Origin of the sequence: Reyranella sp. (genome assembly GCF_965279625.1) — a bacterium.
In the GTDB taxonomy this organism is placed as follows: domain Bacteria; phylum Pseudomonadota; class Alphaproteobacteria; order Reyranellales; family Reyranellaceae; genus Reyranella.
On record NZ_OZ257251.1, the window covers coordinates 3,587,770 to 3,605,792 of the forward strand.

Genomic DNA, 18,023 nt, shown 5'->3' on the forward strand with positions numbered 1-18,023 from the left:
TCCTGTTTTGATTAAAATAGCTCATGTGAAGGATTCGCGATGAAACGATCCCTGCCGCCGCTCAACGGCTTGCGTGCCTTCGAAGCCGCGGCACGCCATATGAGTTTTACCGATGCCGCCGAGGAATTGAGCGTCACGCAGGCCGCGATCAGCCACCAGGTGCGCGGCCTCGAGCAGAGACTCGGATTAAAATTGTTCGTGCGGCGCAATCGTTCGCTGCTGCTGTCCGAGGCCGGTCAGGCCTATCTCCCCTCGGTCCGTGCGGCCTTCGACCAGCTCAACGAGGCGACCGAGAAGCTGCTGCAGAAGGACAAGGGCGGCAACCTCACGGTGACCACGACCTCGTCCTTCGCGGTGAAATGGCTGGTGCCGAGACTGGGCGGCTTCCAACGCTCGCATCCGGAGATCGACGTCCGCATCTCGACGGGCACGTCGCTGGTGGATTTCTCGCGCGAGGACGTCGACATCGGCATCCGCTATGGCCGCGGCCAATGGCCGAACCTGCTGGCCGAGCGACTGGTCAGCGAGGACGTCATGCCGGTCTGCGCGCCCTCACTGCTCAAGGGACCGAACGGCCTCAAGAAGCCGGCCGACCTCAAGCGTTTCACCTTGCTCCATATCGGCAGCTTTCCCGACGACTGGCAGGTCTGGCTGACGGCCGCGGGCGTGAAGGGTTTCGATGCCTCGCGTGGCGTCTCGTTCGATTTCGCGCTGGCGGCCTATCAGGCGGCGATGGACGGGCTGGGCGTCGCGCTGGGGCGCAACCCTCTGGTCGAGCCCGACCTCAAGGCCGGCCGGCTGGTCGTCCCCTTCGATTTCAAGCGCTCCTCGGACTTCGCCTATTATCTCGTCTATCCGCCGGAGGCGATCCGGCGGCGCAAGATCAAGGCGTTCCGCGACTGGATCGTCTCCCTCTCCGAAGTGGCGCAGCAGGCGGCCTGATCATGCAGTTCGGTTACTTCACGCTCTCGGACAACCGCTATCCGAACAATCCGCGCACAGCCGAATCCTTCATCAAGGACATCTACGCCGAGGCGCTGTGGGCCGAGAAGGTCGGGCTGAACTCGGCCTGGATCGGCGAACATCACTTCAACCTGCTGGGCGTCAACGCCTCGCCGTTGGCGATGCTGGCGCAACTGGCGGGCGCCACGACCAAGCTGCGGCTGGCGCCGGCCGTGACCCTGCTGCCGGTGCACCATCCGCTGCATGTCGCCGAGGAATGGGCAACGCTCGATCTCCTGTCGGGCGGCCGGGTCGATTTCGCCGCCGGCCGTGGCTACGATCGCAAGGAATACGATCCGTTCCAGATGCCCTTCGACGACTCCGCCGAGCTGTTCGCCGAGGGGTTGGAGATCGTGTGGCGCGCCTGGACCGAGCCCGGCACGTGGTCCCACAAGGGCCGGTTCTACGAGTTCAACGACGTCGAGGTGCGCCCGAAGCCGGCGCAGAGCCCTCTCAGGCCGTATGTGGCCTGCTTTTCGCGGCCGTCGATGGAGCTGGCGGCAAAGAACGACTGGAACGTGATCTATGCGCCGTTCGCCGCGGCCATGGTCTACGGCTCGCTGGCCGACGCGGTGCGGGTCTATCGCGAGACCTGCGAGACCGGGTTCAAGCGGCCGATGCGGCGGGCCATGTGCTCCTACTTCGTGCACATCGCCTCGACGCCGGAGGAGGAGCGCTACGGCAAGGAAGCGCTGGTCCGCTACTTCCAGGATGCGCTGATCGCGGCCTTTCCCTCGGCGACGGGCGAGAAGGTGCCGCCGACCTACAGGTACTTCGTCGACATCGTGAATATCCTGCGCGACATGCGGCCGGAGAAGCTGACCGACAAGTCGATCCTGTGCGGCAGCCCACAGCACATCGTCGACACTCTGAAGCAGGTCGAAGCGGCCGGCGTCGCCGAGGTCATCCTCTACTTCAACTACGGCCAGAAGCCGCATGCGATGGTGAAGGAGCAGATGCAGCGCTTCATGCTCGAGGTGGCGCCGCACTTCGCATGATGGAGGCGGAGAGCCCCCAACGCAGCCGAGGTTGCAAGTCGTTCGCAAGTAGCGGATGTTGCCCCGAAACGCGTTTCCAAGGAGTTGTCTCATGGCTCGCATCAGCACGACGGAAGAGCTGCGGCGCATCATTGCCGAGCCGCGGCCGGCCGCGCGCGTCAAGATCCTCGACGCGCTGGACGATCAGTCGATCGAGTTCCTGAAGCGCTGCCCCTTTGCCCTGGTCGGCACGACGTCGGCGGACGGCACCATTGAAGTGTCTCCCAAGGGCGACGAACCGGGCTTCATCCGGATGGAGGATCCAAAGACGCTGGTGATCCCCGAGCGGGTCGGCAACAACCTGGCGTTTGGCCTGAGCAACATCATCGCCACCGGCAAGATCGGCATCATCGCGCTGGTGCCGGCGACCGGCGAGACGCTGCGCATTTCCGGCACCGCGGAGATCCACGACGACGCCGACCTTCTCGCGTCGCTGAGCTCGCTCGGCAAGCCGGCGCTGCTGGCGACACGCGTCCATATCCAGCACTGCTATTTTCACTGCGCCCGCTCGATCGTGCGCGCCAAGCTGTGGGACCCGAAGGCCTGGCCGGCGCCCGGACGCATCTCGTTCGGCAAGATCATCGCGCCCCGCATCGGCGAGAGCGAGGCCGTCGCGGCGCAGATCGACGCCAATGTCGAGGGCGCCTATACGACACGGCTGTGGCAGAATACCTGATCGGCTGAAGGACCGGCCCTTCGATGAAGCGAAAGGTCGGTCTCTTCCTGCTCACGGTCCTGGTGGCCGTGAGCCTGGGCGCGACGATCGTGGCGTCGCTCGCCATGTACCGCCTGGTCTCGAGGCTGCAGGACGAGGAGCTGCGCCGCATCGAGGCCAGCCTCAGCGAACGCTTCGACGTCTTCGAAACGATGCTGCGCAGCGAGAACGAGCGCAACACGGCGGTCATGGCCAAGGTGCTGCCCCAGATCGAGGCGGAGGTGGAGCGCATGGGCCGCGCTCCGGCCGACCTGACGGTCGACGAACTGAACGCGCTCTCGGCCAAATACGGTGTCGCGCACCTCTACTTCATCAATCGCGACCACAAGATCTTCAACACCAACCTGGCCTACGATATGGGCCTGGTCTTTCCGAAGGGGCCCTTCACCGACTTCCTCGATTCGGTGTTCGGCAAGGGCAAGGCGATGAGCGACGGGATCGACCTGTCGTCGGTGACCGGCACGCTGCGCACCTACACCTATTACGGCCCACCGGGTAAGGACTACCTCATCGAGGCCTCCACCGAGGTCCGCGCGACGCTGAAGCAGAGCGACTTCAGCTGGATGAGCCAGTACTTCTTCCACGATTACTTTTCCGACGCGGTCAAGTCGAACGCCTATGTGACCGATGTCGACATCTACCTGATCAATGCGTCGGGAACCTGGTCGCTGATCCGGCCCGGCGAGAAGCTCGATCCCAAGCTGACTCGGGAGATCCTGAGGGAAGGGCGCCTCGAGGTGCCTGACGCTTCCGGCCACGGCGTCACGACCTACAGCCGCTACAACAGGGCGGACACGATCAAGGGCGAGAGGCCGATGATGATCGTGCGCAAGGTCACCTACGACCTGGCGCTCGCCCGACAGGCCGTCGTGCATGTGTTCGTGAGCTCGATGGTCATGCTGGCGCTGATGTTGCCGTTGATCTTCTGGATCGCCTCGCGGCTGTTGCAGCGCCAGATTATCGATCCGCTGCTGAACCTGCGCGGCGAGGCCGGCGCCATCGCCGGCGGTGACCTCGATCATGCGATTGCCAACACCGACCGCAGCGACGAGATCGGACATCTCGCCCGCAGCTTCGCGTCGATGCGCGATTCGGTGCGGTCGAGGATCAACGATCTGCGGGAAACCAACCTGGCGATCGAGCGATTCGTGCCGCAGGCGTTCCTCGCCAAGATCGGCAAGCCGAACATCGTCTCGGTCGCGCTGGGCGACAACAAGCGCGAGCACATGACCATCATGTTCTCCGACATTCGCAACTTCACGGCGCTGTCGGAGACGATGACACCGGACGAGAACTTCGCGTTCATCAACGCCTATCTCGAGCATGTGGGGCCGGTGATCCGCGACCATGGCGGCTTCATCGACAAATATATCGGCGATGCGATCATGGCCCTGTTCGAAACGGCTGACGACGGCTTGCGGGCCGGTCTCGCCATGCTGGACGCGCTGGACTCGTTCAATGCCCCGCGCGCGGCAAAGGGCCTGGCGCCGGTGGCCATCGGGACCGGTCTCAACACCGGCTCGCTGATGATGGGAACGATCGGCGAGCTGCATCGCATGGATGGCACGGTGATCTCCGATGCGGTCAACCTTGCCTCGCGGATCGAGAGCCTCACGAAGGTCTACCGGGTCCGCATGCTGATCTCGCAGTACACCTACGATCAGCTGGCGGATCCCGATGCCTACGCGATCCGTCCCCTCGATGTCGTGGTGGTCAGGGGCAAGACGCGGCCGGTGGTGCTGTTCGAGGTGTTCGACCGCGACCCGCCGCCGGAGCGCGAGGCCAAGCTCAGAACGCGCGCGTCGTTGCTGCGCGGGGTCGAGGCCCTGCTACACCATGACATCGCCACGGCGCGAACCCTCTTCGAGGACTGCCTCGCGCTGGCGCCGGGCGATCCAGCCGCCGCAAATCTGCTGAAGAGCTGTCCCTCAGACGCGTGAGGCGCGCGCCTCGCGGAAGGACACGAGGCGACGCTGCGTCTCGTCCCACAGGACCAGGCGCACGCAACGGAAACTCTGGAGCAGGGTCAAGCGCCCGACCTCCCGAAGCTCGGGGTGGTCGCGCAGCACGAGCGGCAGCCGGTAGTAGGGGATGCGGCTGCTGAGATGATGGACGTGATGGATGCCGATGTTGGCGGTGAACCAGCGCAGGAAAGCCGGCAGATCGTAGTGCGAGCTGCCGTGCAGGGCGGCTTCGTGCAGGTTCCAATCGGGATCGTTGTCCCACTTCGTATGCTCGAACTGGTGCTGGACGAAGAACAGCCAGACCCCGACCGAGGCGGAGAGCAGCAGCACCGGAAGGTGGATCAGCAGGAAGGCTTTGATGCCGACCAGCCAGATGAGCAGACCGGCGACCAGAACGATCGCCAGGTTGTTCGTCATCGTACTGACCCACGGCCGCCAGCCATCGCGCATCAGGCCGATCGGAAGGCGATGCTGGACGATGAAGAGGTAGGCCGGTCCGAGACCGAACATGACCAGCGGATGGCGATAGAGACGATAGCGCAGCCGGCCCCACATCGAGCGCGCGCGATATTCCTCGACCGTCAGCGTGTCGACGTCGCCGAGGCCGCGCTTGTCGAGATTGCCGGTGCTGGCGTGATGGGTCGCATGCGTGCGGCGCCACACGTCGTAAGGCGTCAACGTCAGCACGCTGGCAAGGCGCCCGATCCAGTCGTTCGCCGAGCGCTGGCGGAAGAAGGCGCCATGCCCGCAATCGTGCTGGATCGCGAACAGCCGAACCATGAAGGCCCCGGCCGCGAAGGCCAGCGGCAGCGCCAGCCAATAGCCGATGTCGAGCGTTGCCCAGGCCAGGGCCCACAAGGCGACCAGCGGCACCACCGTGACGGCGATCTCGAAAATGCTGCGGCTGTTGCTGGGCTGGCGATAGCGCGACAGGACCTGAGCCCAGGCGCGGGCGGCTTTCGCCACCTGCTCGCGCGGGCCGGCAGCTTCCAGAGGGGTGCTCAAACGAGTGGATTTCCTTGAGAAGAGGAGCGGGCGTCGGCAACCGCAAATCGGGCTTAGGGGGCGGTCTGGACAAAAGCAACGAGCGAAATGGCCCAGCGCTGCGACTCTATGGCGACTAAGCCGATTGTGACCGCGGCGCGGCGGAAGCGGCTCCTCTGCCACGTCCCCTGCCACGGCCGCGACTGCGGGCGGGGGCGCTTTCCGCAAGGGGCTGGGGCGGCTTGGCACGAATGCGCACGGTGCGTCCGTCCGGCTGTTCCATGTCGAAGGCGCCGGTCTTGCGGATGAGGTCGCTGAGTTTGCGGAAGCCGTAGGTGCGCGGGTCGAAATCCGAGGCGATGTTGGCGAGTCGCTGGCCGACCGCGCCGAGACTCACCCAGCCGTCTTCCGTCTCCATCTGCGCGATCGCCTTCGTCAGGAAGGGGATGGCGGCGCTGGCGGGCTGCAAAGATTTCGGAGCCGCGCCCTCGCCGGCCGTGGTTACCGCGGCCTCGGGCAGGAGGTTCTCAGTGTAAATGAACCGCCGGCAGGCCTGTCGGAAGCTTTCGGGTGTCTTTTGCGCGCCGAAGCCATAGACGTCGGCCCCCTCCTCGCGCAGGCGGGATGCAAGGCGTGTGAAGTCGCTGTCGGAGGAGACGAGACAGAAGCCGTCGAACCGCCGGCTGTGCAGCAGGTCCATCGCATCGATCACGAGCGCGATGTCGGAAGCATTCTTGCCCGACGTGTAGGCGAACTGCTGATAGGGATCGATCGCGTACTTCTGCAGGATCTCGGCCCACGACTTGAGGCGCGTGCTCGAAAAGTCGCCGTAGATGCGGCGAACGCTGGCCTCGCCGAACTTGGCGATCTCCTCGAACAGGCCGGCGGCGATGCGCGGTGACGTATTGTCGGCGTCGATCAGGACGGCGAAGCGGCGGGGGCGGGTGTCTTCGGCCATGTGGATGCTCCGGGCCGTCAGGCGGCCGATGTGGCGTGGATCGCGTCGACATGGATGTCGGCGCAGTCGATGACGGGAAAGCCGGGATCGTGTCCGGCGAAAGCCAGGAAGAGGTCGGTGCCGCCCAGCATGATCGCCTCGGCGCCCTGCGCGCAAAGTGCGCGACCGGCCTCGAAGAAGACCTGGCGCTGGGCCTCGGTCACGTGTCCGATCGTCGCCATCGCGACGTAGTTGTCATGGACGAGATCGAGCGCGGCACCTTCCGTCGGGACGACCTCCACCGAGGGGATGCCGCCATATAGTTTAGATTCCATGACAGTGCGGGTTCCCAGGATTCCGATCTTCCTGAACCGTCCCTTGGCCAGCGCGGCGTCGACCGCCGGAATGGCATTGAGGATAGGCAGCGGCGAGATCGCCATGAGCTCGCTTACGCAGAAATGGCCGCCCATGGAGGTGATGGCAGCGGCCTCGGCGCCGGCCGCTTTCAGGCGGCCGACAAGGCCGGCGAAGATTTCAGCCTGTCTCTTGGGATTTTTGCCCACGAGATTGCGGCTCATCTCGCGCACATCGGCATGCGCCATTGTGAGCTCGAGCGGAATGCCGACGCCGACATGCCGGTCGATCAGGCCCCGATAGTAGAAGTCGGTGGCGGCCGGCCCGATGCCCGCGATGAGTCCGATATGCATGGGCGACTGTCCCCGATCTGCCGCCGGGCGGCAACAGGTCCGGCGGCGCCGGGGTGTGGCGAAAAGCGTCCCTGCAGAATGCCAGCGGCGGACGCTAGAGTTTGTCCATGCGACGGGTGGCGGTGTTCGGGACGACGGGATCGGGCAAGAGTTGGCTGGCCGAGCGCCTCGCCGAACGCGCCGGCCTGCGCGTGGTCGAGCTCGATGCGCTCTTCTGGGGGCGCGACTGGCAACCGGCGCCGGTCGACCTGTTCCGTCATCGCGTCGAGCGCGAGACCGCCGACGACGGCTGGATCGTCGTCGGCAATTACGGCCAGGTGAGGGATCTCGTGTGGCGTCCGGCCGACACACTGGTCTGGCTCGACCTGCCATTACCCGTCGTGATGTCGCGCCTGGTGCGGCGCACGGTGAAGCGCGCCGTCACGCGCGAGGAGCTGTGGGGCACGGGCAATCGCGAAACCCTGTCCAACGCCTTCCTCAGCCGGAACTCGATCCTGCTCTATGCGCTGAAGACGCACCGCCGAAATCGCGAGCGCTTCGCCCAGGAGTGCGAAGCGCTGGCGGGAGAGAAGCGCGTCGTGCGGCTGCGCAGCCGCCGCGACATCGAACGCTTCGTTCTCAGTCCGCTGCCTTGACGGCCGGCGCCGGCGCCCGCACGCCGCCGCGCGCCAGTAGCGCATCGATCTCGGCGGCGGCGTAGCCCAGCTCGCTCAGGATATCGGGTCCGTCCTCGCCGATATGCGGCGCGTGCTGCTGCGGCGCGTGCTCCGATGCCGGCGGCAGGCCCGCAATGTTGGCGACCGGCATGCGGCCGAACCCGTCCTGCTCGATCCAGTCGATGGCCCCCGATTCCTTGACGTGCGGATGCTCGAGATAGTCGGAGTAATTGTTCACCCGCTCGCAGAACACGTCCTTGGGCTGCAGAATCGCGATCCACTCCTCGGTCGTCTTGGTCGGCATCGTCTCGTTCAGCGCCTTGATGATCTTGGCCGCGTTCTTGATGCGGTTCTCATGGCTCTGCAGGTCGGGGTCGTCGGCGATGTCCTGGCGGCCGATGAGTTCGAACAGCAGGCGGAAATGGTGCGGCCGCATGGCGCTCACCATGATGTAGCCATTCGACGTCTTGTAGCTGCCGGCCGGCATGTAGAGCACCGGCGGTGCGCCCTTGGAGAACACCCATTCCATCAGCTTGGCGCCCTGGAAGGCGGCGGCCGCGCGCATCAGGCTCGAATCGATGAAACAGCCTTCATTGAAGCGGAACTGGCGCATCAGCGCCGTCGCCAGCGCCTGGAAGGTATAGAGACCGGTGGTCACGTCGACGGCGATCATGCCCTGCCGCCACGGCGTGCCGTCCGGCATCTTGTTCATCACCATCATACCGCTGAACGCCTGGATCAGGCCGTCGACCGTAGGACGTTTGCTGTAGGGGCCGGTCTGGCCGAAGCCCGACACCGAGCAGTAGACGACGCTCGGATTGATCTTCTTGATGTCCTCGTAGCCGAAGCCCAGGCGCGAGATCACGCCCGGCCGGAAGCTCTCCATCACGACATGCGCCTTGGCGGCGATCTTCTTGGCGACGGCGATGCCATCGGCGGACTTGAGGTCGAGGGCGATCGAACGCTTGCCGCGGTTGAAGGCGACGGAATGGGCGCAATGGTCGCCCTTCAGCTCGCCCAGCGCGCGGCCCCAGTCGCCTTCCGGCGGCTCGACCTTGATCACGTCGGCGCCGTGCAGCGCCAGCAGCATGGAGGCGTGCGGCCCCGCGATGCCCTGCGTGAAGTCGAGAACGGTAATGCCGTCGTATGCGCCCTTGATCGTCACTTGTTCCTCCCGAAGGCGCTGAACCTACGTTTACCGGCGCGGTTCACGCAAGGCCCGACCTGCAGCCGAGCCATGCATCGTCGCGATGCAGACCGCCCTTAGGTGATGATCGGCAGCGTCTCGATGTCGTAAGCCTGGGGGATCTTGCCGCCGACGACGGGATCGTCGAGCCCGCGTCGCATTTCATTCCACCTTGATATTGGCAGCCTTGATCACCGGTCCCCAACGCTTGCGCTCGGCCTGCAGGAAGGCTGCGAACTCCTCCGCCGATCCGGTCGTGACCTCTGTCCCGATGGCTTCGAGCTTTTCCTTCACATCGGGCGCGCGCAGCGCCTGCAGCAACGCCGCATGCAGGATCTCCACCACCTGAGGCGGCGTTCCTCTCGGCACCACGATGCCCTGCCATTGCGCTCCGATCAGACCCGGAATGCCAAGTTCCCGGCTGCACGGCACATCGGGCAGGATTGAACTCCGTGTGTCGCCGACCACCATCAGCGCCTTGAGCGTCCCATTCTTCACTTGGGAGGTGATGGTCGACAGTCCGATGAACATGAAATCGACATGACCGCCGATCAGGTCGTTCAGCGCACCCGCTCCGCCCTTGTAGTTGACCAGCGTGAAATCGAGCTTCTCCTGGCTGCGGAACATTTCCGCGATCAGGTGATGGACCGAGCCTACCGTGGCATTGCCGGCATTGATCTTGCCGGGATTCTCCCGGATCAGGCGAATCAGGTCCTGTAAGGTGTTTGCCTTGATATGCTTGCCAACGACCAGGCCGATACGGGCCTCGTTGATCTTGATCACCGGGACGAAGTCGGCCTCGGGATCGTACTGCATGTCGGGAAACATGAATTGCGCGATGGCCATCGGTCCAGGCACGGCGACACCTAGCGTGTAACCGTCGGGTGGTGCCTTCGCCACCGCCTTCATGCCGATCAGTCCGTTGGCCCCAGCAATATTGTCGACAACGACGGTCTGCCGCAGAATTTCTGCCAGCTTCTGCGCCACGATGCGCGCGGTCGCATCGGTTCCCGCGCCCGGCGGGAATGGCACCACGAGCTTCAGCGCCCGATCGGGAAACCCGGCGGCAAACGCCGGGCCGGCGGCCATTGCGGCACTTCCCGCCAAGAATGTACGACGATGGAGAAACGCGTTCATTTCGTCTTCCGTTCCGAGAGGTGGCCGATGAGGAAGCAGACCCTAGTCCGCACGTCAGATCACATCAAACGTAACATTTCACTGCAATATTAATTGCATCTCACTGAAGCGGCACGCATGATCGAACGGTCGTTCTGGAGCAAGGAGCGTGCCGCGCCGAAGGCGCTGGGCGCTTTTGCCGACGCGGTTGCGCTCGAGCATGGCAGCGACAAATCTTGGAATGCACCACGCAGGGGGCCGCGATGACCATGCAACTTCAACCCACCGCCGCTGACGCGCCATGCGACCCGTCCCGCCCCGTCCCGCGTGTTGTCTTGGAGGCGCGCCTCCGTTCGTTGCAGATCTGGATGGTCGAGCAGGGCCTGCAGGCGCTGGTGGTCTTTGGCCACGGCAGCGCACTCGCGATGGCGACGCGCAGCCATGGCAACCTGCGCTATCTCCTGGACTGGGATGCCGAGTACGCGCAATCGGTCTTGGTGCTGCCGGCGCAGGGAGCCCCGACCCTCGCCATCGGCAACGTCTTCTCCGTCATGCGGGCGCGCGAACAAGCCTGGATAAGCGACGTGCGTTTCGGAAAGGGGCCTGGTCTCGCAAAGGAAGTCCTTGCTCTGCTCCCCTCAGGAGCGAACCGGGTGGGACTCGTCGGTCGCGAGGAAATACCCATGGCGGTTTGGGACGGACTGGCGGCTGCCGGGGCTTCCGGATGGATCGACTGTTCGCCCGAACTGGCGCGACGTCGCGCGATAAAGGACGCGGTCGAGATTGCCTACCATCGCGAAGCCGGACGAATCTGTGACGAGATCTTCGAACGCCTCGGACCGGCACTGCATGCGGGGAAGGCCGTCTTCCAGATCCAGGCCGAGCTCGAGCACCATGCCCGTTCGCGCGGCTGCGAACTGTGCAAGACCTGGCTGACGGTTGCGCCGATCCCCGACCGTTGCCGGTATACCCGCGACGAGAACTACCACGTGCCCCAGGAAGGAGATCAGGTTCTCCTCGGCATCATGTTGATTCTGCACGGACATTGGGGGCACGCCATTCGTACAGGCGCGATCGGACGCAGCAACCCCGATGCCGAGCGGATCTTCGCGCGTGTCGCTGCCATGCACACGGCCATGTTCGACGGCCTGCGGCCGAACGCCGAGATTTCGACCGTAGGCAATGCGGGTGTCGTTCCGGCCGAGGAAGGCGTCTTCCAGTTTCGCTCCGGCCATGCGCTGGGTCACAGCTACGAAGATCCGGCCGGCACGAGCGAGTTCCCGCAACCCTACGAAGCGGGGCAAGCGACCGGCAGGCCGGCCCTCGTCCAGGCAGGGATGCTGTTCGAGCTTCATCCCAACCTGTTCATCAGGGACGTCGGCGCGGCATCGATCGGGGATATGGTCCTGGTGACGGAACAGGGCGCTGAGTACCTCACGACCTTTCCGCGCCACCTCCAGATTTTCTAGTCTGGCGAAGGGGCGTTGGCCTTCGTCGATGGCGCATGGCGTTGGTCAAGTGCGTCCGCATGAGTTCCGAGGCTTCGGTCGCAGAGCCGCTGACCATCGCATCCATGATATCGAGATGTTCCTTGAGCCAGATCACCATGCGGCTTTCGTCCGGAGCATCCCTGTACTCGAGAAGCTGACGCAAGCGATTGTGTTGGACGACACCAGAATGGAAGAACGGATTCTCCGCGCAGGTGGCGATCATTTCGTGAAAAGTGGCATCCACCTTGAATGCGAGCCGACCCGTCCGCTGCTCTGTGGGCAAGGTCAAGAGCCGAATGTGCTCGTCACGGCAGGCGCGGACCAGATCGCGGCGCACAGAAAACGTAGGCAGCAAGAAGAGCTGAGGCTCGGTGGCGAGGCGATAGTCGTAGCTTGCCCAGCTTGCCTCGTTGGTGAGCAGGAAAGGATTGAAGCGCCAGGCACCGGCCTTTTCCTGGACGATGACTTTCTCTTCGCTAAGCGAGTCGATCACAGCCCGTGCGAGACGTGCGCTAACTTCGTAGTGCGCGATCAGATCCTGCTCGGAAAAGGGTGTGGGCAAGGATCCATTGAGATAGTCCAGTGCCACTCTTTCGAAGAGGGCATCCTCGTCGAACGTGGGGAACTCGAAGCTGGCGGCGAACAGCGCTTGTGCTGGGCGCTCGAGGAAATAGCCACGCCGGGCGATCTTTTCGACGATACCCTCGGCGTGAAGTTGAACGAGCGCCTTGCGCACTGGAGTGCGCGAAACATTGAGCGCATCCGCCAGGGCTTGCTCTGTCAAATGCGCACCGATCGGAAGGTCGTTCGCGACGATGTAATTCAAGAGACGGCGAACGATCGGACCCTGACCGCCGTCTAGAGCTGGTCGGTCGTGACTGCCATTTTGTCTCGTCGGCAAATGACTGCGCTCAATCATCGGAGTTCGTGAGTGTGGTCATTATCGGCCGAAGCCTCTGTATTGTATCACTTTATCACCTCAATACAATATTTCGGCATTCTAACTGAAATGCTACCCCGCTGAAGCTTGGGAACCCGTCGCGGGCGCGCTCTGCTCTGAAAATGGCAACCCGCGCGTGCGCTCTATCTGCAGGCTTTCGTGTTGATTGTACCCAGCCGATGCTTTGGTACAATTCTTGCGACCCGTGCGTTGCCCTTTGAGGACCAGACGCCGGCCGACATGATGAACCTTGTCTCCATTCCCAACACGACTGGCGGCCATCTCGGTGGCTGGCGGCATCCTAGCTCGTACTCCCAAACAGCGATGAATCTCGACTGCGTCATCGAGTTGGCCCAGCTCGCTGAACGCGGAAAGTTTGACGCGGTCTTCCTGGCCGACGGCAACGCGGTGCGCGACATGCAGCCGCCGGCGCTGTTTGCGGCCAACCATCCTTCAGCGCGTCCGGTGGGTTTCGAGCCAACGACTGTGCTCTCGGCGGTGTCCGTGTTGACCAAGAAGATCGGCGTCGTCGCCACCGCGACCACGACCTACGACGAGCCCTGGTCGGTGGCCCGGCGGTTTGCTTCGCTCGATCACATCAGCCGCGGCCGCGCCGGATGGAATCTCGTCACGACCTCCTACGCGGGCGATGCTCTCAACTTCAGCCGCACCGAGCACATGCTCCGTGAGGAGCGCTACACGCGGGCGGAGGAATTCCACGACGTCGTGATCGACCTATGGGACAGCTGGGCCGAGGACGCTTTTCCGGAAGACAAGCCGACGGGCCAATTCCTCGATCCAAGTCGTGTGCGGAACATCGATCACGAAGGCCCGCACTTCAGAGTGAAAGGCCCGCTCAACGTCGCGCGCTCGCCGCAGGGGCGACCAGTCGTGTTCATGGCCGGCCAGTCCAGCCGCGGCATGGAACTCGCTGCGCGACACGCCGATGCCCTGTTCGGCGCCGGCAGCACCAAGCAGCACTGCCTCGATGCCTATGCCGGCGTCAAGGGACGCATGAGCAAGTACGGGCGCAAGCCGGAGTCGCTGAAGATCCTGCCCGGCATCAGCGTCTTCGTCGGCCGAACGACGGCCGAGGCCGACGAGCTCTACGAGGAACTGCAGGGACTGATCTCGCCGACGCTCGGTGTCCACTACCTGTCGAAGATCATGGAGATGGACCTTTCACCGTATCCGCTCGACGGCCCCCTGCCCGACGTGCCGGGCCACACCCTGGGCGGCAGCAGCCTGCGCGAATACATCATCGATATGTCGCGCAAGGGCGGCTGGAGTATCCGTCAGACCTACGAGCGGTCTCTGCCCTCGATCGGCGCTCCCTTGTTCCGCGGCACGCCGCGGCAGATCGCCGACGAAATGGAGGATTGGTACCGCAGCCAGGCTTGCGACGGCTTCACGATCCTGGCGCCGTTGGCGCCGCGCGGGCTGCGCAACTTCGTCGACCTGGTCATCCCGGAGCTTCAGCGGCGCGGCCTGGCTCGAACCGAGTACGCCACGAGCACGCTGCGCGGCCATCTCGGCCTCGATCATCCGGTGAACCCACACTTTCCCAATGTCGCCGCTCGATGAGCGCCCCCCGATCAACACGGAGAGCACAGTGAAGAATCACGCCAAACGCATTGCGACCTGCATCGGCCTGATCGCCGCCCTGGCCGGTCAGGTGGCTTACGCCCAAGAGGACGATCTCCTGGCAAAGCTGAAGACGACCAAGAAGCTCGATACTGCCGTCGGCCATTCTCCAGCCTGGTCCACGCTCGATGCATCGGGCCAGGCGACCGGCATCATGCCGGACATCACGCTCGCGGTGCTGAAGAAGGCCGGCATTGACGCAACGCTCAATCCGGTCTCCATGCCGTTCGACAGCATCATTCCGGCGCTGGTCTCCGGCAAGGTGGACATCGCGGCCAACACGATGTTCGTGACGCCTGCGCGTGCCAAGCAGGTGCTGTTCACCGATATCCTTCTCTACAATTCCGAGGGCATGTTCGTTGCCAAGGGAAATCCGCTCGGCATCAAATCTCTGGCTGACCTCTGCGGCCACACGGGCGCCACCTACAAAGGCACGGTCTGGACGGCCGTGCTCGAGAAGGCGAGCAAGGAGTGCCCGGCCGGAAAATCGATCGAGATACGCCTTTATACTTCGAGCGATCTCGTGCTCCAGGACGTGGCTGCGGGACGCGTGAACGGCGGCCTCGTGGATCAGTACGCCGGCCTCTACGCGCTCGTGAAGGATCCCAGCCTGAAGTTCGAGGTGGCGACCGGTTACGTCCCCGCCGACCGAGCGGCCAATGGCGCCGCCTTCCCGATCAACCCCAAGTACAAGTCGTTCGCCGCGGTCTTCAACAAGGCCTACTTCGAACTGCTCGCCGACGGCACGATAAAGAGCATTTTCGAGAAGTACGGAATGAAGCCGGCGGACGTCTTTCTGCGCCGGGAATAGCTGCCGCGCGAAGGGCCATGACGATGGACGAAATCCTCGGGTGGATGCCCAGGCTGCTCGGCGGGCTCAAGTTCACGGTGCTGCTGACGGTCATGTCGTTCGCGCTCTCGCTCGTGATCGGCCTCGTCATCGCCGCGATGCGGCTCAATCCGGCGCTGAAGCTGCTGTACATACCGGCGACGGTCTATCTCGAGACCTTCCGCTGTACGCCGATGATCCTGCAACTCTTCTTCGCCTACTTCGCGCTGCCCATGCTGGGAATCAATCTCTCGCCGATGACGGCGGGTGTTCTCGCGCTCGGCATGTGCATCGGCGCCTATCTCAGCGAAGTGTTCCGTGCGGCGATCCTTGCCGTCGACCGGGGCCAATGGGAAGCGTCCAGCGCTCTCGCCATGTCGTGGTCCGAAACCATGCGGTACACGATCCTGCCTCAGGCAATCCGGATCGCACTGCCCTCGACTGGCAACTATGCGATCGCGCTGTTCAAGGATAGCGCGCTCGCCTCGACGGTCTCCGTCGTTGAACTCCTGTTCGCCGCTCAGCTCATCGCCTCGGATACGTTCCAGTACATAACGGTCTACTCGATTATCGGCGTGTTCTATGCCGCCGTCTGCTATCCGACCGGCCTCGCCATCCGGCGGCTCGAGCGGAGGCTGGACATCACGCTCAAGCGATCGTCGAAGCCGGCCATCGCCGTCGAGCCCGCTTGAGCTTCCCGCCGACGCCGGGCGCCACACCAGAGATCGAAGGATAGAGATGGCCGAGAGCGCAGGCAGCGCAACGCACATGATCGAGGCCCATGGCGTGTGCAAGAGCTTCGGTGAGACCGAGGTGCTCAAGAACGTCGACCTCACGGTCAACCGCGGAGAAGTCGTCGTCGTGATCGGCCCCAGCGGATCGGGCAAGACGACGCTCATTCGGACGTTCAACGGCCTCGAGACCATCAACGCCGGCAGGATCGTCGTCGACGACATCACCCTCCAGGACGCGACGACAATCAAGCGCGGCCGGATCGACCGCAACGTGCTGAAGAGCGTGCGCCTCGAGCTCGGCATGGTCTTTCAGCGGTTCAATCTCTTTCCCACTCTGACTGCGCTCGAGAACGTGATGCAGGGCCCGTATCGGGTGCGCGGACTGCCGAAGCAGGAAGCAGCCGCGCGCGCAGAAGCCCTGCTGGCGCGCATGAACCTGGCCATGAAGGCGAGTAGCTACCCGCATGAGCTCTCCGGCGGCCAACAGCAGCGCGTCGCCATCGCGCGCGCGCTCGCCATGCAGCCGCGGGCCATGCTCTTCGACGAGGCGACGTCGGCGCTCGATCCCGAGCTGATCGGCGAGGTACTCGATGTCATGCGCAATCTCGCGGCCGACGGCATGACCATGGTGATCGTCACCCACGAAATGGCCTTCGCCGCCCAGGTCGCCGACCGTGTCGTCGTAATGGATGCAGGCCGGATCATCGAGCAGGGCCCACCAGACGTCATCTTCAAGTCACCCGCCCAGGAGCGCACTCGCTCCTTCCTGCGCGCCGTCATCGACAGAAAGGCAGAGTAATGGAACGCTATTTCCCCTTGGACGAATACGAAGGCCGCTGGAGCCGCGTCATGGCCGAGATGGAGTTCCGTGGCTTCGAGACCGCCGTCGTGTTCGGTCGTGCAGGTGGCACGATGGACAATTGCGGCGACATTCTCTACCTCGCCAACCATTACGCCACTAACGCCGGGCTCGATTCTGCCATCTGGTCGGCGCGCTCGTTCGCCGCAGTGATCTTACAGCTCGGCCGCGCGCCACAACTGCACATCGACGAACCCGAACCTCGGCCGCGCGTCCTCACCATTGCCGATGTCCATAGCCACAATCACCCGTTCAAAGGGGTTGCCGACGCGCTGGCGGCGCGCAGGATCGAAGGCAGAGTGGCGCTGGTCGGTACTGAATTCATCCCCGTGAAATACTATCGCCAGCTCGTCGAGGGTGCGCCCGGGATCGAATGGGTTACTGCCGACGATCTCGTGCGAGCCGTGCGAATGTACAAGAGCCCGCGAGAACTCGATGCCTACCGGATCGCCGGCGAAACGGCGACCATTGGCCTCAACACGCTAATGGAAGGCCTGCTGGGCGGTAAATCTGAGCAGGAAGCGGCAGGCGACGCAGCGAGGGAGGTGATTCGGCGCGGTGGCCGCATCCAGACTGTCGGCACGAACCACGGCGACACGATCGGCTGGAGTCATCGCAAGACCATCACGGGCTACAGCCCCGACACGCCCAAGATCGGCGACATGGTCAAGGGGAGCATTACCGCGGCTTTTCATGAGGGCTACTGGCTGGACCCCGGCCGGACGGCTGTCCGCGGCGGCCCCAACCCCGCCCAGAAGGAATTGGTCGAAGCCACTGGCAATATCGTCCGCACCCTGTGCGACATGATGCGGCCGGGCGTTACCCTTCTCGACGTCGCCGCAAGGGGAGACAAGATGACCGCCGACTTCGGCGGAACGATCTCGCCCTTCGCGAAGTCATTTCCCTTTTATGGTCACGGCGTCGGCCTTACGTTCGAACTGCCACGCATTGGCAGCACGATGTCGATGCCCGAGGACAAGGTGGCCGAGAGCATGGTTTTCGGCGTCGAGGCCTTCCTGGCGCAAGACGGCGCCGGCTCGGCCTTCGTCGAGGACATCATCATCATCGGCAAAGACAGCAATGAATTGATTACAAACACGCCCCTCTACTGGTGGTGATCGGAAAATTTCCAACACCTTCGAAGCCTGACCGGGGGAGACTCGCTGATGCCATGGGGGCGACCAGGGCCGCAGCGACGCTGGTGTCTTGACAACGACCTCAGA

Annotated in this window: 17 protein-coding genes; 11 read left to right on the plus strand and 6 right to left on the minus strand. The window is 63.9% G+C overall.

Going from position 1 to position 18,023, the window contains the following annotated elements:
* Positions 1–39 precede the first annotated feature (39 nt).
* From ACQY78_RS17380 to ACQY78_RS17395, 4 genes are all read left to right on the plus strand, one after another.
* On the plus strand, positions 40–942 hold the full coding sequence (locus ACQY78_RS17380; RefSeq protein WP_428677083.1) for a transcriptional regulator GcvA: 903 nt from the start codon (positions 40–42) through the stop codon (positions 940–942).
* Between the two features lie 2 nt (positions 943–944).
* Positions 945–2,000, plus strand: a complete 1,056-nt coding sequence (locus ACQY78_RS17385) for an LLM class flavin-dependent oxidoreductase (RefSeq protein WP_428677084.1) — start codon at positions 945–947, stop codon at positions 1,998–2,000.
* Between the two features lie 91 nt (positions 2,001–2,091).
* A complete protein-coding gene (locus ACQY78_RS17390; RefSeq protein WP_428677086.1) occupies positions 2,092–2,715 on the plus strand; it encodes an MSMEG_1061 family FMN-dependent PPOX-type flavoprotein in 624 nt (207 codons plus the stop codon).
* 23 nt (positions 2,716–2,738) lie between these two features.
* Positions 2,739–4,694: an adenylate/guanylate cyclase domain-containing protein gene (locus ACQY78_RS17395; RefSeq protein ID WP_428677088.1), complete on the plus strand. Its 1,956-nt coding sequence runs from the start codon at positions 2,739–2,741 to the stop codon at positions 4,692–4,694.
* Here the strand turns inward: ACQY78_RS17395 and ACQY78_RS17400 are convergent.
* From ACQY78_RS17400 to ACQY78_RS17410, 3 genes are all read right to left on the minus strand, one after another.
* Complete coding sequence (locus ACQY78_RS17400) at positions 4,683–5,723, minus strand: fatty acid desaturase (protein ID WP_428677090.1); 1,041 nt, start codon at positions 5,721–5,723, stop codon at positions 4,683–4,685. The two genes, ACQY78_RS17395 and ACQY78_RS17400, sit on opposite strands and share 12 nt — an antisense overlap.
* Positions 5,724–5,838: 115 nt before the next feature.
* On the minus strand, positions 5,839–6,660 hold the full coding sequence (locus ACQY78_RS17405) for an NYN domain-containing protein (RefSeq protein ID WP_428677091.1): 822 nt from the start codon (positions 6,658–6,660) through the stop codon (positions 5,839–5,841).
* A 17-nt stretch (positions 6,661–6,677) separates the two neighbouring features.
* Positions 6,678–7,346, minus strand: coding sequence for an aspartate/glutamate racemase family protein (locus tag ACQY78_RS17410; RefSeq protein ID WP_428677093.1), 669 nt, complete (start codon positions 7,344–7,346; stop codon positions 6,678–6,680).
* A 107-nt stretch (positions 7,347–7,453) separates the two neighbouring features.
* Here ACQY78_RS17410 and ACQY78_RS17415 point away from each other — a divergent pair, with 107 nt between their 5' ends.
* Positions 7,454–7,981, plus strand: coding sequence for a hypothetical protein (locus ACQY78_RS17415; protein ID WP_428677095.1), 528 nt, complete (start codon positions 7,454–7,456; stop codon positions 7,979–7,981).
* Here the strand turns inward: ACQY78_RS17415 and ACQY78_RS17420 are convergent.
* Both ACQY78_RS17420 and ACQY78_RS17425 read right to left on the minus strand, forming a co-directional pair.
* On the minus strand, positions 7,965–9,167 hold the full coding sequence (locus ACQY78_RS17420) for a CaiB/BaiF CoA transferase family protein (RefSeq protein ID WP_428677097.1): 1,203 nt from the start codon (positions 9,165–9,167) through the stop codon (positions 7,965–7,967). The two genes, ACQY78_RS17415 and ACQY78_RS17420, sit on opposite strands and share 17 nt — an antisense overlap.
* A 183-nt stretch (positions 9,168–9,350) precedes the next feature.
* The gene (locus tag ACQY78_RS17425; RefSeq protein WP_428677099.1) at positions 9,351–10,277 is read right to left on the minus strand and encodes a Bug family tripartite tricarboxylate transporter substrate binding protein; all 927 of its coding nucleotides are present in this window, start codon (positions 10,275–10,277) and stop codon (positions 9,351–9,353) included.
* A gap of 296 nt (positions 10,278–10,573) precedes the next feature.
* On the opposite strand from ACQY78_RS17425, the gene ACQY78_RS17430 reads away from it, so the two are divergent.
* Entirely contained in the window at positions 10,574–11,773 is a 1,200-nt protein-coding gene (locus tag ACQY78_RS17430) for a M24 family metallopeptidase (protein WP_428686417.1), read from the plus strand.
* Here ACQY78_RS17430 and ACQY78_RS17435 read toward each other — a convergent pair.
* Positions 11,739–12,713, minus strand: a complete 975-nt coding sequence (locus ACQY78_RS17435) for a GntR family transcriptional regulator (protein ID WP_428677100.1) — start codon at positions 12,711–12,713, stop codon at positions 11,739–11,741. The genes ACQY78_RS17430 and ACQY78_RS17435 overlap by 35 nt on opposite strands.
* 264 nt (positions 12,714–12,977) lie before the next feature.
* On the opposite strand from ACQY78_RS17435, the gene ACQY78_RS17440 reads away from it, so the two are divergent.
* Genes ACQY78_RS17440 through ACQY78_RS17460 form a run of 5 tightly spaced genes read left to right on the plus strand, consistent with a single transcriptional unit; the run spans position 12,978 to position 17,918 of the window.
* Positions 12,978–14,318 (plus strand): LLM class flavin-dependent oxidoreductase, encoded by a 1,341-nt coding sequence (locus ACQY78_RS17440; RefSeq protein WP_428686419.1) that lies wholly within the window; start codon positions 12,978–12,980, stop codon positions 14,316–14,318.
* 28 nt (positions 14,319–14,346) lie between these two features.
* Positions 14,347–15,189 (plus strand): substrate-binding periplasmic protein, encoded by an 843-nt coding sequence (locus tag ACQY78_RS17445; protein ID WP_428677102.1) that lies wholly within the window; start codon positions 14,347–14,349, stop codon positions 15,187–15,189.
* 17 nt (positions 15,190–15,206) lie between these two features.
* Complete coding sequence (locus tag ACQY78_RS17450; protein WP_428677104.1) at positions 15,207–15,899, plus strand: amino acid ABC transporter permease; 693 nt, start codon at positions 15,207–15,209, stop codon at positions 15,897–15,899.
* Between the two features lie 46 nt (positions 15,900–15,945).
* Positions 15,946–16,740, plus strand: a complete 795-nt coding sequence (locus ACQY78_RS17455; RefSeq protein ID WP_428677106.1) for an amino acid ABC transporter ATP-binding protein — start codon at positions 15,946–15,948, stop codon at positions 16,738–16,740.
* Positions 16,740–17,918 carry a M24 family metallopeptidase gene (locus tag ACQY78_RS17460; RefSeq protein ID WP_428677107.1) on the plus strand — a complete coding sequence of 393 codons (1,179 nt, stop codon included), beginning with the start codon at positions 16,740–16,742 and terminating at the stop codon, positions 17,916–17,918. Before ACQY78_RS17455 ends, ACQY78_RS17460 begins: the two co-directional genes overlap by 1 nt.
* The last annotated feature ends 105 nt before the right edge of the window (positions 17,919–18,023 follow it).